The following is a 15,140-nucleotide window of genomic DNA, read 5'->3' on the forward strand; positions in this document are numbered from 1 at the left end:
CTTTCGGCTAAGGCCTCCGCCTGCCGGTGGCGGTCGCCGCACCACAGTCAGGCATCGAGGCGCCTTTTGCCTATGCAGTCGGGATATCTCGTGCAGCCGAGGAAGGCGCCGTATCGCCCCTTTCGCTCAACCAACCAGCCTTCTGAACAGGAGGGACAGGCCGGGAACCTGGCCCCGCAGCCGCACGCCATCGCTTCTCCGTCTCCGCCGAGCCTGACAGGGATCTCGCCATTGCAGATACCACAGGCAGGAAGCGAGGCCCCACACAGAGTACCATGCTCGCAGTAAAAGCGGATGCGGCCGTTGTTCCCTTTCTTCGGTAGCATTCGTCCGCCGCAGATGCCACACCTACGTTCTGTGACCGCCTCGCCCCCAAGCAGGGCGATTCCGTACTCCTTTTCTTCCACCAGCTCTCGAACAAAGTCGGACTGCTTGTCCCGAGCAGCGAGAACCGTCACCGACCGCCGCGCACGGGTCAGCGCGACGTAGAACAACCGGCGCTCTTCTGCGTGCCCGAAGGCCTCCGGGTCGGGCAAGACAATATCGAGCAGCGGGTCATCGACGATCTCCGATGGAAACCCGAAACGATCTGTCTCGACTCTTAGGATGACGACATGGTCCGCTTCTAGGCCTTTCGAAGCATGCACGGTCATGAAGCGGATGGAAAGATCCGGATAGTCCGCCTCCAACTGCGAAAGACTATTTGGGCAAACATGGCGATAGCGGCCTAGCAGCAGCACCGATTGCGCTGCCTGATCGTGTCTACCCGAGGCCCCCTCTCGGATACTTTCGAGAGCGGCCCGCAATGCCCCTTCCTCCTGGCCCCGGCCGTAGTAGGCCACTTTGATCGCGGCGCCGTCGGTCGCTCCCGCCGGGATCACCTGCTTTTCGATCTGCGAGGGGTTCTTCAGCACGAACCTGCGCGCCGGCAGGGCGATCCGATCGACACTGCGGAACGTGCGCCCAAGGTCCACTGACCGGTGGACCCCGGTGACGCCGACGAAGGCTCCGCCGAACTCCACTCCGAAGTCGCGCATCAGGTGGATATCTGCACCGGAGAACCTATAGATTGACTGCCAATCGTCTCCCACCGCGAAGATCCGGGCGTCCTCGTGTTGTGCCTTGAGAGCCCGCAAGAGCTTCGCCCGGCCTTCCGAGATGTCTTGAAACTCGTCGACCAGCAGGTGCCGGTAGGGACTGCCGTAGCGGCCGGCTTCCACATGGTCGGTAGCCCGCGCAATCATATCCTCGAAGTCGATGCGGTCTCCCAGGCGGCGTTGATACTCCGAAAGCACGGGTTCGAAGATATCCAGAAAGGCGCCATTTCGGCGCGCTTCGGCAGAACCTTTGCAGCGCTGGCGGCAAGCTTCGATCGAAAGCCCCGCTCCTTTGAAATGCCGCAAGAAGGTACCCAGGGTCTGCGTGAAAGCGTCTACCCGACCGAGCTCATTCAGCTTTTCAAGGACCTGTGTAGCGGAAATCGGTGCCGGTTTTACAAAGGGCGCTAGCTTCTCTGCAAGCGCCTGGGTGAGGCGCCCATCCACGCGTTCGTAGCTAAACGTTTCAATGAGGATGGTGCCTTGCTCCAGGTGAACTTGGCGCTTCCAAGCCATGTCCTTCAGATAGCGCTCTCGATCCACGCAAGGAGCCGTGGTGAAGAGGTCCTCGCCGTCCGGCCCACGCTCCCTACGGACGCCGAAATGCTCGATGTAGACGCCCGATTCGGATAAGCGGAAATCCGGTGTGTACTCGCGTCGTCCAGCTTCGGGAAGCTGATGCTCATAGTTCGGCTCGTACTCATAGGCGATTCCGTTGAGATAAAGCCAGTTCGCAATCTCGCATTCTTCGAAGCTCCGAACGACTTCTCCCTGGAGGGTGCGAAGCTCATGGGCCTCGACGTAACTATAGTAGTCATCGAGGGTCTTGAAGTCCCACTCGCTGCGATAACACCAGTAAAACTCAGTGAACCATCGGAGGATCAGCCCCGCGCTTCGCGCATTCTCGCCGATCTCTCTTTCAAGAATGTCGCGCAACAGTGCCCTGAACTGCACATCGTCGCTCGCATGAGCCGCCAACGCCGGCGCCTTGCCTTCAACCTTTTTTATGATGTCGTAGCCAAGGGCATGGAAGGTTCGGGCGTCGATGGGCGAGCCACTGCGCTCCTCAATTCTCCTCGCCATTTCCTCCGCCGCTTTGGCACCGAAAGCCATCAGGAGAATTTCATCGGGTTGGCGAATCCCGCGGTGGAGGAGGTAGGCCGCTTTGGCGACGATGACGGCTGTCTTACCGGATCCTGCCCCAGCTAAAACCATTGTGGCGTCTTCATCCGTCACTACGGCGAGACGCTGTTCTGGCGTGAGGGGATTGGATTCGATTTCGTCCAGGAAGTCCTTACATTCCTTCAGTTCGGTCCCGACGAAGGTCTCGATTGCCGCGTTCCGCAGACTTAATGGGTCCTTTCGGAACGCCAAAATGGCTGCCAGCCTCTGTCTTAGGGTCGGCTCGATGAAGCCGCTCGGGATCTCCATCGGGATTCTGGAAAGCAAAGCGTCAACCCGCTTCATGTAGGGGGCCAAGAGGCAGGCCGCCGGATAGCGCCGGGGCGCCGAGAGGCGCTCCACTACCTCCGCGAGGGTGGTCAGCTCCGGGTCCACCTCCTTGAACAGCTCGGCGATGTGTTGGTGCCAGGCTGCGTTCGCTGCTTCGACACACCGCGCAGCAGCGTCGCGCTTTAGCCCGAAAATCCGAACATCAGACCCACTGGCCAGCGACAGGGAGACGCCATGAAACCAGAGGCGCTTTGCAAGGGTGACGGGACCGACCAAGTCACAAAGCGGAATATTCTGCGAAGACGGCCCCAGCACCTGGAGCCCTGCTTCGCTTAGCCGAATGCCTCGCTTCCTTTCACCGAGAAGGTTCAGGATCACGCCGGCGAGCCTGCTTCTTTCTACTAGCTGCATGTTCCGGTCGATCGCTGCCGCTCAGTTCGCAGGTTCCACATTCGATCGTATGCAAGTGCGTTTTCGAGGCGCAGTTGGGGCCTGGCTGAACCGACAAGGTGGAATGCTCCCTCCCCATCCCAACCTCCTTGCAGTCAGTGTCATCTGCCCGCAACTTAGCTACGTCAACTCTGCATACGCGAGATGAAGGGTGCCCCGTCATGATTAGCGTTGGGTAAAGGATCAGTGGATATTTTTTCTAACCGCTCGCTCACGCAACCACCTCATCGGGGTGAGAGAAGTCTCGATCAGCTTCTGGCAAGAAAGCCGCATGAAGGTGGGTGACGAACTCATCGAATGTCCACCGCGCCGGCTTCCGCCCTGGCCGAGGGCTATCACTCGAAGAGGCATTCGCATTGTAGATACGAGCAAGATCTGCAACGAAACCTGCAAAGCTGTCGTCTGCTCGCGTTTTGCGCCTTGCTGCCGGCGACTCTTCTAGTAGTCGGTAAGCAGCGCCGCAAATGCGCCGCAGATCGTGTCGAAACGCGGCAAGTTCAGTGTCGTTCTCACTCTGACCACGGTGGATTGCTTTCTCGGCAGCTCTTGTTCTATCCCGGGCAGGGTCTCTGCTGAGCTCCCATGCGAGGAGTTCTCGCGTTGTGTCGTCCAGTTGATCCAAGGAATTGAGAAGCAGCGCAGCTCGGCTTCGGAACTGGTCTAGCGAGTCTCTTTCCTCCTTTCGCCGCGGAAAAGAGGATTGCCCCAAGGAGTCGATGTATCTGGTTAGAGCGGCCGAAACGCCCTTGATGAAACGCGCCTCGGCCTCAACACCGGTCAGCCCCACACCCTCTGCGACTGTCCGCCAGTTGATCCAGCTCAGCCTGAGTTCCAATTCCCCGCGGTCATTCGATTGGGTGTGGTTTGAAACCCCATTCGGCACTGTCGGCATACTGTCGCCTCTCTAGTTGACGCTCTCGCCCAGTAGCTGGGCTCTTTCTGACCCCACATTAGATGTCATGGCAGTGATCTTTGTCAGCGGTCTTCGGGTCTCCGGACGTTAACTATCTTCGACGGCGGTACGCCTAGGATCTCGAGCCAGAGAACTGGGGCCAGATGTCGCAGTAATGGTTCCGAGAAAGAAAGTTCGGCCCAATCGGGCCCAACGGAACCACATCTCAATTCGAGGGGCCCGTCCCCCTATCGCCCAACATCGAATTGAGGACTTCATCTATGTCGCCTTTGCAGACCACGCTCCACCGGGCCATTCACTCTACCCATCCTCTGGATCTGATTCTTTCCGGACTCGTGCTCTCCCGGCTCCTCAACAGTTCGCCGGAAGGTCCGCTCTACTTCAGCGAGGTATTCGCTGCGGCAGAGACCGCCGCTCAGGATATTCTCTGCAAGAGTCTCCGAGACGTGATCGTTGAATGCGTGGGAGACGAGCTCAGCGGTCATCCCCATACTGTTGATGCCGCCCTAGCGGTTTACCTGCATAGACTCTGCGAGCGCGTCTCCGAGCTGCGGAATCCCACGCTGCCGTGTGCCGAGTCCGGTATCCTGGGGATTGTGCAGCTCGTCGAAAGGGAGCGTGCTCGGTTCATGGAGCTAGATCGTCTCTCCGGGACCAGCGGGGTGAATGTCGCGACGGACCGGAAGGTCGCAGAGGCGTACGAGACTGCCAAATCCGAGAGCTCCGCAAGTCTTCGCGCCAAGTTGGGCCTGGAGCTTCTGCGGAAGGGTGGCAACACCTGCCCCAGAACTGCTGACGAGTGGGCGGAAGCCGAGGTCATCTTGCGCGAGACGATGCTGCAGTCATTTCTCCTCTGGGCTAAGCGGCGCGGCTACAGGGTCACCGAAGGGGTCGATGTTGTCGATCCGCAGATGTCGCTCAATACAAAGTGGGCGATTGTCGGTCATGCCCATCGCATCGTCTCGGCTACGCGGTCGGTTACTGAAGCTGCTCTGACTTGATGTGGCGGGCGTTCGCCTCGGCCCATGCTGTTGGCGCATTTGCCCAACTCTCTCGGATCGAGAGAGCATTCGATAGCACCTCGTGGGGCAGCCCCTTGACACTCTCTATCCAGATCTCCCAATCCAAGGGCGCCACAGCTGTCTCTACGGTCCTTATCTAGCCACCAGCCCGCAACACAAACGTAATCCGGCCCCGTCGAAGATGATCGGGCTCTGCCCGATGTGGTACTGACTTTACGCCGGAAAGGGGTCGACACTTGATCCTATGAGCTAGGCGTCAAGCGATAGCCCAGCGGCCTTCCTCGCGGACTTGGTCGCCCAAGTCGGCCAGCTGCCCGCGCGAACCCTCGAGGCCCTCAAAGGCAAAGGGGTTTAAGAGCTGACGGCCCCAGATCACGTTACGCTCGGCGCCGGCCAGGCGTGCCTCGTCGGCCAGATCCGGCCAGGTGGAGCCGATTGACTCAATCTGAGCAGCTACGAGGCCGATCGCCTCTTCTTCGCTCAGAAGAAAGGTCGCCGCTGCGTCCAGGGCCAGGGAGAGCTGGCTCAGGCGCTCCTGGCCGGTAATCAGCATCGCCTGGGAAGCTTCTCCGCCGGTGCGCGCCTGCGGGCAAATGTCATAGGCCGGGGTAAGACTCAGCTGGTGACCATCCCAAAAAGCAGAGTGGTTGCGGGCATGGTCATCAGTGTTACCTACCAGAATGTTGAAGACGAGGCGGCCGAAGAGCTCCTTCAGCGTGGCTGAGGCGTTTGCAAAGCGGTGGTGCACTGTCTCGGCCAAGTCTGAATATGAGGCGTAGCGCGCGAAGCCCTCGTCGAGACCGAGAAGGGTTAGTCCAGAAACCATGGCCCGCCGCTCAAAGCTCTCGTTCCGGGGAGTCCGGTCAAAGCGCTCGACTAACAGGACATCGCACCCGGCCGCGGAGACCAGATTCACTGCAGCGACGTCGAGGCCTGCCCTGGCCGCCATTGCCATGGCAAGGTACTCGACCTTCACGACGGGATAGGTTTCGCGTGCGGCTGGAAACTTGGCGATGAGCGGCGTTTCGCCGTCGGCAAAGAGGGCCTTCGGCCGGGCTCCACCGACGCCTACGGCATGTTTCAAGACCTGCTCGAGCTCATGAGAGAGCGACCAGCCCTCATCCACCCGGCGAGCCGCATCAATCACCTCTTCGAGGGTCGCGGGCAGTGGAGGGTGTGGCTCGTAGTTGCTCGCCGATCGCTGAAAGTCGAGGGCACCGATTCGGTCGGAGCCGGCTGCCAAGAGGTAGGTAAGCTCGTCCAGGCGCGTGGTATCCGCCGCCTTGCCACGCAAGCCAAGATTGCGGTCTAGGATCACCCGACGCCCCCATGCATCAGGGGCGGCGTCCCGGAGACAGCTCGGCATCGGCATGCCTGGGAGGAGCGGCAGGAGACCGGGCTTTAGCGGCAGCTCCGATGTGTAAATGGCGATGGCGTTGTCGCGCTCGAAGTAGCTGCTTTCATAGGTGAAGACCAGGTTTTTGCCCTGGCGGATCAGGCGTCCGGCAACGACCGGGTCGGTCTCGCCAGGCAGCCAGATCCAAACGAAGGCTTCCTTGGTCTCTTCGACGTCTCCAGGCATAGAAAGCAAGAAGTTCACTCCCCGGCAAGCTCAGCTCACTGCGATCCCCTAGATCCGACTCTTCTTCTGATCTCGCGATCGCAATGCCCGGACTCACTTCGTGAACGCTGGACACCGCCACGCAACCGCGCGCTCCTCCAGCGAATCTTATGTCAAACACCGCCGATTCGGCGGCGCTACACCTCGACGACCAGCGGCTCGAAGATGGTGAAAGTTGGCTCCCCCGGATAGCCCCGCTGTCTTGTTACCAGACGGGTCTGTCCCAGGGCCATGTCCGCGTTACTGTGCGTATGGCCATGCACCCAGAGGCATGCGCCGCTGTCGGCGACGAATGAATCGAGGTTGGAGGCAAAACAAGGAGATAGATCTGAGCCTATATATTGCTGCTGTGATGAGAATGCCGTGGGTGCATGGTGCGTCATCACGATGGTGTCGCCCTCAAAAGGCTTTTTGAGTTCGCTCGAAAGAAAGGCGAGGGAAGACTCGTGGATCTGCACAGTGTCTTCGGGAGTCAGGCAGCGCCCCTCCCCATTCCCGATGAGACGAAAATCGTTGAGTTGCGCACGTCCCAGGTCCATCGATTGACTCACCTGTGCTTGAGAGTTCCCGAGAAGTTTAAAATCAGTCCACAGCGTCGTGCCGAGGATGCGCAGGCTGCGCCCACCTTTCCGGAAGACATGAACGTCGTTCTCCAGAAAGGCACAGGAGGAATCCTCTGCAGCCTCCCACATGTGGCGAATTTGGTCCGGCAGGTCGCTCCTATAGCTCTCGTGGTTTCCCATCACCAAAACTGACGGCAGGCCCAGAGTCTTGGCCCAGTCGACAGCGCGAACTCCCGGGCAGTGAATGTCGCCGGCCAGAAGAACCAGATCGACATCCGTGAGCGCCGGCGCATAGGGAGCGAACTCGAGATGCAAGTCGCTCATGATCGCAACGCGTATTGAAGAAGGCATTGTCGTCGGCCGAGCTAGCGTCGCAGGTGAACCGATCGTGCGGGGTAGGTCTGGTCAACGCCCCTCGTTGACCAGGTATCTCGGATCGCATGATCCCGCCATCGCCCGCACCAGTCATCCCGCCGCGTCGATGGCCAAACTGTGTGGACCGTTAGATCTTCGTCGGCTTCTCCGAATGCGTGGGTGCGCGGCGCGGAGACTCGACACAGCCCGACGCCGTGGGTCTGGGATTGCCAGTACGCACAATTCTCGCAGCTTCGATACTGGATTATCTCGTCTACCTGACTCACTCGCGCCATCTCCAATGGAGCTTCCGGTGCCGTGGAGAACGGCACCCGGCCGAGGCTAAGTGCGAACAGCGAGCGAGTCAAGAACAAAACAAGAACAATTGATGTTTGCTACCTGACCAGGCGGGCGCCACTCAGAGCCTTCCGTGATTGGCAGTGGGCCGGAAGCCCATCCCACTGGCAACCGGCCGCCGGGGATAGCCAACTCCTTGGCCCGAGACAGCGATTTCCGGGCCAGGGTCTCGCCGCCGGACCCATCTCCTTCTTAGGCCAACAGTCTCAGACAAGGAAAACCCATCAATACGTTCCATTTCCGGAGCGACCTACTCTATAGCCGGACTCTGCAAGCGTCCGACTGACAGCCAGGACACCACCCTTCGACACCACCTCGCGAACTCCGCCGCTCCCCGGCCGGCGCGAACGCCTCAGGCGAGGTCAATCTCATGGTCGAATGTCTGCAAGAGCGGTATCTGCAGCCGGGGCACCGCACCCTCCGGCACTGCTATGACTATTTCCTGTCTCGCTTGGCCGAACTGTGGAACGAAGACCCAGGGCTAAGGCGGGCGGTGCCTCCGTCCCTTTTGACTTTTGCTCGCGTCCTTCGCTGCCATCTTAGCGGGGCACAAATCATAGCGGCGCGGTTTCCACGAAAGCGTTCGAATCGTTGGAAGTATCCCAGCGTCGTCAATGGCACATCGTAAGTCGCATAGCTTCGAAGCCTTGCTAAGCGGCTTAACCGTCGCTTTTCTTTTCGCGTGCTAGCAGAGGACCAGCGCTCCGCTGCAGGTCTCAAAAATCTCGTTATTGGATTTCGTGTGAATGTAGTGCACCGCGCCCGACTGCCGGCTGCTTGCCGCCAACCCAGTCCCCAGATGAAAAACAACGCCGGGCAGTCGAGCGCGGCCTGAGGTCAGGCGGCGCGCAATGGCGCTTCCCAGTTCTCATAGCGTCCCAACGCGCGGGTCAGTGCCTCCTTATGGCGGCCGCGCGCTACCAGGCGGCCCACCTCCTCGTCGATGATGATTTCACGGGCTATCTCTCCCTCGATCTCCACCAGGTCTTTGGCGGCAGCTTTCACCCAGGCCAACTGCGCGGGCCTTGCCGCGCCGCCGGCCGGCTGCGGCCCGTAAAGCCCGCTCACAAAGATCTCGTGCACCAGGCGCCAGATATCCAAGCTCTGTTGCGGCGCCAGCGCCTTCAGAAGCGCTCCGGCACCTCCCGGACGGCCTTCGTCGCGCGACAGGCTCGCCAGCAGGGCCCCTGCCGTCAGGTACTTCCCAATCTCGCGCTCCGGCAACCCGGCTCGCGCCAGGAGCGCAGCCATCACCGCCTGGCCGAGGCCGCTGGAAAAGCTCGGCGCCATCCCTTTCGTGCGGATCATCGAAACAATGTTCTTGGCGAAACGGCGCCCTAGGCGCTTCTGCGCCAGGGCCGTCAGCTCCAGGTTGGAAAGACCCAGTTCCTCCTGGCGCGCCACAAACCAGTCTGCCAGCGCCTTCTCCGGCGCCAGCTGCGCCAACACATAACCGTCCTGCATCTTTGAAATCACTCCTCACTTGGGGTTTCTCTACCCCTATTATAGCAAGCGCGTCTTTGCCCTGACGCTTCAGCCCCAAGTACTTTATTTCCCTCGATCTTTTTTTGCCCAAGTTGCCCCTCGCCCAGGTCGGCGTCGGACCTCGACAGAACCCCTTTGCCGGCCTCGAAACGCGCCCTGCCGAGACCAAAGACAGGTCGCCGACCCCGAGCTTGCAGCGCGAAGAACTGGCGGCCTTGCAAGACTCAAAGTAGAGTTTAGGCACAGACCCAGACCACTCGGGGAGAACTGTATTGAGGTACAGCCTGCCAGCGGCAACGCTTTTCGCTCTTCTCGCTTTCATCACCGCGGCCCAGGCGGCTGCGCCCGCGCCCGGGAAAGTCGGCATCTACGCAACCGCCCCCTGTGGCGAGGCCGCGACCTACCTGATCCTCAACCAGCGCTACGCGATTCTCTACGACAGCCAGGACAAGGACGCCTCCATCACCCTGGGCCCGATCGAGTGGCAGGAGGATCACCTCACCATCGCTCACGAAGACATCGCCGCCGAGTTCCATCCGAAGCTCTCTGCTGCAGCCTATGCCACCACCTGTCCCGCCCTGCCGGGCGAGGCCTATGTCGCCTTCGGCGAAGCGCTGGCTTTCTTTCAGCAGGTCGACCATTTGAGGGCCACCTGCGAGAACCGCCCGGGCGGCGCCTGCGCGGCCGAGATCTTCTCGGCCCTCGACGTTTCCGCCGACCAGCGCCTCTCGCCGGCCGAGATTTCCCGGGGCCTGCGCGCGCTGGCTTTCTTCGTCACCTACGAGATCATCGTCTCCCGGCGCGCCAAGGACCCGGCGACCGCCCTCCAGGGCGATCTCGCGGTCTCGACCGGCGACCTCTTCGGCGCATCCACCCTCACCGCCATCGCCAGTCCGATCGTCACCTCGAGCCTCCTGCAGTCCTGCGACTACGACGGCGACGGCTTTCTGTCCCTGAAGGAGATCCTGCAGGACCGCGGGCCGCTGGAGTCCATAACCCTGGAGGCCGGCGCCGAGATGGAGTCTGCCGAGGCCCTACTGCAGAACGCCATCACCATGGCTCCCGTCGTCACCGGAATCATCACCCAGAGCATCCTGGGCGCCGGCCCTCGCTGACAGTCTCCCGCTCACATCACGAGGGCACCGGCAAAGGCGGTCCTTGTGAGCAAAGATTCGTTTGACGATCGGATTCCCGGTTGGGTACTTTCTGATTATGAATGCGCTGCACCTTTTCGCCCTGACCACCGCGACGACCGCCCACGGCGGGTCGTCCCCTGGTCGCGTGCGCTAAAGAGCAGCCGCCTCAACCAGAAAGGGCCCCGCCGGCAACGGTCGGGGCCTTTCTCTTTTTTGCGATACTAAGTCCCGGCCGTGCCTGCAGCAGCAGGAGCGAACATGGACGATTTTGATCACAGGAGTCTGGGTGCCAGGCTCGATCTTTTTCATCTCGAGGAGGACGCCCCGGGAATGGTGTTTTGGCACCCCCGCGGCTATGCCCTCTATCGGGTTCTGGAAGACTACATCCGCCGACACATGCGGCGTCTTGGTTACTTTGAGGTGAGAACGCCGCAACTCATGCCCCGCTCCTTGTGGGAGCGCAGCGGCCACTGGCAGAAGTTCGGCCAGTCGATGTTTTCAATGACCGAGGCTGAAGAGCGGTCGATGGCCTTGAAACCCATGTCTTGTCCCTGCCACGTCGCACTCTTCAATAAAGGGCAGCGGTCGTGGCGTGATCTGCCACTACGCTATGCGGAGTTCGGTGCCTGCCATCGCAACGAGGCCTCCGGAGCGTTGCTCGGCCTGTTGCGCACTCGCAGCTTCGAGCAGGACGACGCTCACGTCTTCTGCCGGCCGGAGGACGTTGCGGTCGAGGTGAGCCGCTTTGCAAACCTCCTTTCCGAGGTCTATAGCGAGCTGGGTTTCTCCGACTACACGGTAGCGCTTTCCACGCGCCCGGCTGTCCGGGCTGGCTCCGAGGAGCTTTGGGATTGGGCGGAAGCTACGCTCGCGGAAGCCGCCGACCAGTGTGGGCTCGTCTACGAGATCCAGCCTGGCGAAGGGGCTTTCTATGGCCCCAAGCTCGAATTCGCTCTGCGCGACTGGCAGCAACGATCCTGGCAGTGCGGAACGATCCAGCTGGATTGCGTACTCCCCGAGCGCCTCGGCGCCGCCTACGTTGGGCCTGATGGGACCGAGGAGGCCCCCCTGATGATCCATCACGCCGTCTTCGGTTCCCTTGGGCGCGCGATCGCCCTGCTGCTGGAACGCTATGGTGGGGCTCTGCCCTTTTGGCTTGCGCCGGAGCAGGTGGCGGTGACGCCGGTCTCACGAGATGTCGCGAGCTATGCGGGCGAAGTAGTGGATTGCCTTGACCAAGCCGGGCTTCGGCCCGTGCTCTATGACCGCCGGGCGACTCTCGCCCGACGGATCGTTGCCGCGCACGAAGCGCAGGTGCCCGTTGTGGCGGTGCTGGGTCGCCGTGAGGCCGAGACGCGCAGCGTCACCCTCCGCGAGCGGGACGGATCTCAGTCGACCCTTCCACTGAGCCAGCTTGGCCAGACATTAGCGGCACGACGATCATAGGGCTCCACGGCGCCCCCGGGGGTGAGGTGCTACCCGCGCATCACCCAGATGCTGAAGGGCAGATGGCAAGGCCTGTCGGGTCATGCCCGACCGCAGCCATTCCGCTAGGGGCATGGGTAGAGAGTAGACCCGTCCCGCAGGCTGAGGTGTAAAGTCACCAGCAGCAACAACGGGTAGCAAGCCGAACCGGCTGCTATTGACCCTCGCTTTTCGGGAGTTGGAATGGTGACGAAGGAAACGCTGCGACTCACTCGGCATGAGCTCTACGAGCGCGTCTGGAAGACCCCAGTAGACAAGCTAGCAATGGAGCTTGGTATGTCAGGCCGGGGTCTAGCAAAGATCTGTGAGCGCCACGGCATACCAGTACCTCCTCGAGGCCACTGGGCGCGCAAGGCTGCGGGTCAAAGGGTCAAGCGCCCCCAACTTATCGAAATTGTAGATCCTCGACATCCGGAGTTGCCAGTCAACCTGCGCCTGCGAAAACCCGCCGACGTCATAGAGGATGAACAGGCCCCTGCTACTCCTAGCCCGGCCCGCGAGCTTTTCGAAAAGCTACTGGAAGACATCGGCCCACTTTCCGTGCCACGTCAGCTCAGAAACCCACATCGAATTATTGTGGGCTGGCAGGAGGAGGAGCAGATTGAGTTGGAGCGCACCCGCGACTCTCTATACGGGCGACGCAAAGCAAAATCCGTACTAGCCACCCCACTTGCTCGGCGTCGTTTGCGGATTCTCAATACATTGTTCCACGAGCTCGAGCGCCGCGGCTTCAAAATTGAAGCGGAACGAAATCATTGGGCTGGATTCTCGGCAACCCTTGGATATGACCGTGTAGAAATGCTTCTTTACGAGCGCATTCTCTCTACACGTAAACGCCTCAGCGACGAAGAGGCGACCGCAATGGGCTTGTCTGGTCGCAAGTGGATACAGACAAGAGAAGCTACCGGGGCTCTGGATTTCGAAGTGAAGAGTTGGCTCCCGAAGGATGCTCCGTCTTCCTGGAGTGACGAAGAAGGTAGCCCCTTGGAAAGCAAGATCTCTGAAGTACTCGCCGGGGTGATGACCGCGGCGGGTCAAGAGGCGGCAAGGCGGGAGCAACGCGAGGCAGAAGAGCGCCAGCGGTACCGAGAGGCGGAGGAACGACGAAGGCTGGAAAAAGAGTACGAGGCAGAAAAGATCAAGGAAGTTGCCCTCCAACAGAGGGCGGCTGCCTGGCACCTCGCTGTGGAACTGCGCAGCTACGTCGCAGCAGTACAGTCTGCGGCAACCGATAGTGGGCTACAAACAACAGAGGAGGAGCTCAAAAACTGGTCTTCCTGGGCCCTTGATCACGCAGATGCAATTGATCCAATACATTCGGGCGATGCGCTTGGCACAGCACTCTTGTGGGAAGACGACGGCGGCCGACACGATACGGGAAATCATTTCGGTGCCGCCAGAACACATGGCGATCCAGATTGGTTTTGGGGGAATCGATGGTGGCTAAGGGAGTGACAAAGGATCTAAGGCGTTTGGGCACTTGCCTCCCCTGCGTCCATGCTCAATGGCTGTTCATAGGACCACACCTAGAAAGATACTGGTCACGGTGCAGATAGCTGCTAGCGGCAAGGGCTGAGGCTACTGGATTAAACTTGAGGTGGGCGCTGCCTAACGACTGGCACGACGCCAAAGTGAGTCAAACGGACGTGGATTCAAGGCCGGCATTCAACTGCCTGCGAACTAAGAATTTTCCTTCAGTAAAGCGTCGAGCCGGTCCAAGACCTTGTCAATTTCATCAATTAGCTGGTCCTTCTGTGGCTGAAGTCGTCCATCAGCCGCAGCGCCGCCAACCCAAGCAGCCGATTCTTCGCGCTTAGCGAGATCATTGATCCTGTTCGACAGTGTACCTATGCGATTAAGCAACCTGTCATATTGATCCGATTTCATGCTTATTCTCCTCAGTTCCAACCAACAGCGATTAATGTATTCATCAACGTCGCTCCCATACTTGCTCAGGTTTGCTCTCTATCCTTAGAACACTCGCAGAAGGGCAAGGGAGGAGTGATCATGCGCACACGTCTTTGATCTCCCTGCAACGTCCTTCTTTCTGAGCCAATCCAAACGCGCTCCTATGCTGGCGCTCAATACGCTGTTAGATCCAGGTAAACTAAAGTCGTCTCTGATGCATCCTAGGTGAGTGAACATACCACTTCGGGTAATGAGCCAACTTCCCTCTGCCAATACCCCAGGCCCGGCTATGTCATCTCAGGCAATATTCTCGGCAACCCGACCGCAAGGATGACTTTTGGAAGTATAGTAGACACGCACAACCATCGTTCGAATGTCAGGGCCGTACACAGCCAGCCTGACCGCGCGTAGCGATTTTCGTCAACCGCTGCATCGAGTGCTAACGCATCATTCCCATCGGTAAGGAGATCGAGGCCGATTACCTGCATCCCTATAAAGCGATTCCAGCGTGCGTGAAATTGGTGAAACCGGAGCATAGCCTCTGTATTGGCGTAAGATAGATCCATTGCGTCTCACGAAGGAAAGCCGCCGGCACTCGCACTTTATGCACTGTATCCGGACCGGATCGCCGAGGCGTTTGTCCGTCATTCTCAGCGATGTTTCTTACGGCGCCGCTCAACCGCTTCCTCTTTTGCCTCGGCTCTTCTTGCCTTTGGTGTGCTTTGACTTTTTCGATCTTGCAGAAACCAGCTGCGGTTCAACGCGCACACCTCGCAGGAAGTCAACAAGACGCCCAACGGCTGGCGCTTCTGGTACTGTCTGCACGGGCCTGGAGAAGTAGCTAATCTCGCTTTTCCTCGCATGTGACGCGCCAAACGTCTCTGAAACACGTTTCCTTTCCACCCTAGCAGAAGCGTTGAGACTTCCGGCATAGCAGATCGGCACCAGAACATCGCCCGAGTTTGCGCCATCATCTCCCACCACCACGGCTAAATGACCGTGGCTAGACGCCAGGTCTCTTGACGTCATTCCAGCAACAACAAATCGACCTGCCTTGGCCGCCTTGATCGCCCCGGTATGTGACTTTAAATGTTTTGTCCAGTCTCCACTGGCCTCTACTTCGGCGATTATAGCATCAGCATTCATGCCAGGTCCGCTGAAGAGGTCCGGTTCAAAGAATACAGCAGCGACTGCCTTGACAAATTTATTGCAGTCATCTGAGTTGCTAGAAAATGCGATGGCGCACTCTGCTATGATCTTGTCAGACGTACTGTCTGTCATCGTTCTTTTCCTTCAG

General features: G+C 59.7%; 10 protein-coding genes. 4 read left to right on the top strand and 6 right to left on the bottom strand.

All coding sequences use genetic code 11. The features are described 5' to 3' along the window. Positions 1–47: 47 nt before the first annotated feature. A complete protein-coding gene (locus WDC82_RS05060) occupies positions 48–2,927 on the bottom strand; it encodes a UvrD-helicase domain-containing protein (RefSeq protein WP_340116169.1) in 2,880 nt (959 codons plus the stop codon). Between the two features lie 1,245 nt (positions 2,928–4,172). Between WDC82_RS05060 and WDC82_RS05065 the strand changes: the two genes are divergently transcribed. Further along, a complete protein-coding gene (locus tag WDC82_RS05065; protein ID WP_340116170.1) occupies positions 4,173–4,913 on the top strand; it encodes a hypothetical protein in 741 nt (246 codons plus the stop codon). Positions 4,914–5,190: 277 nt separating this feature from the next. Here WDC82_RS05065 and WDC82_RS05070 read toward each other — a convergent pair whose 3' ends face one another. The 3 genes from WDC82_RS05070 to WDC82_RS05080 form a co-directional block, all read right to left on the bottom strand. Continuing rightward, on the bottom strand, positions 5,191–6,516 hold the full coding sequence (locus tag WDC82_RS05070; RefSeq protein ID WP_340116955.1) for a HipA domain-containing protein: 1,326 nt from the start codon (positions 6,514–6,516) through the stop codon (positions 5,191–5,193). Positions 6,517–6,692: 176 nt separating this feature from the next. After that, positions 6,693–7,469, bottom strand: a complete 777-nt coding sequence (locus tag WDC82_RS05075) for a metallophosphoesterase (RefSeq protein ID WP_340116171.1) — start codon at positions 7,467–7,469, stop codon at positions 6,693–6,695. A 1,197-nt stretch (positions 7,470–8,666) separates the two neighbouring features. Continuing rightward, on the bottom strand, positions 8,667–9,275 hold the full coding sequence (locus WDC82_RS05080) for a hypothetical protein (protein WP_340116172.1): 609 nt from the start codon (positions 9,273–9,275) through the stop codon (positions 8,667–8,669). Positions 9,276–9,586: 311 nt separating this feature from the next. Between WDC82_RS05080 and WDC82_RS05085 the strand changes: the two genes are divergently transcribed. The 3 genes from WDC82_RS05085 to WDC82_RS05095 all read left to right on the top strand — a co-directional run bounded on the left by WDC82_RS05085 (position 9,587) and on the right by WDC82_RS05095 (position 13,390). Then, a complete protein-coding gene (locus tag WDC82_RS05085; RefSeq protein ID WP_340116173.1) occupies positions 9,587–10,429 on the top strand; it encodes a hypothetical protein in 843 nt (280 codons plus the stop codon). A 279-nt stretch (positions 10,430–10,708) separates the two neighbouring features. After that, positions 10,709–11,896: a threonine--tRNA ligase gene (thrS, locus tag WDC82_RS05090; RefSeq protein ID WP_340116174.1), complete on the top strand. Its 1,188-nt coding sequence runs from the start codon at positions 10,709–10,711 to the stop codon at positions 11,894–11,896. A 222-nt stretch (positions 11,897–12,118) separates the two neighbouring features. Continuing rightward, positions 12,119–13,390: a hypothetical protein gene (locus WDC82_RS05095; RefSeq protein ID WP_340116175.1), complete on the top strand. Its 1,272-nt coding sequence runs from the start codon at positions 12,119–12,121 to the stop codon at positions 13,388–13,390. A gap of 225 nt (positions 13,391–13,615) precedes the next feature. On the opposite strand, the gene WDC82_RS05100 is transcribed toward WDC82_RS05095, so the two are convergent. After that, positions 13,616–13,822 carry a hypothetical protein gene (locus WDC82_RS05100; protein ID WP_340116176.1) on the bottom strand — a complete coding sequence of 69 codons (207 nt, stop codon included), beginning with the start codon at positions 13,820–13,822 and terminating at the stop codon, positions 13,616–13,618. Between the two features lie 696 nt (positions 13,823–14,518). Next, positions 14,519–15,124: a hypothetical protein gene (locus WDC82_RS05105; RefSeq protein ID WP_340116177.1), complete on the bottom strand. Its 606-nt coding sequence runs from the start codon at positions 15,122–15,124 to the stop codon at positions 14,519–14,521. Positions 15,125–15,140 lie beyond the last annotated feature (16 nt).

Origin of the sequence: Pelagibius sp. 7325 (assembly GCF_037652055.1) — a bacterium.
Classification (GTDB): Bacteria; Pseudomonadota; Alphaproteobacteria; order Kiloniellales; family Kiloniellaceae; genus Pelagibius.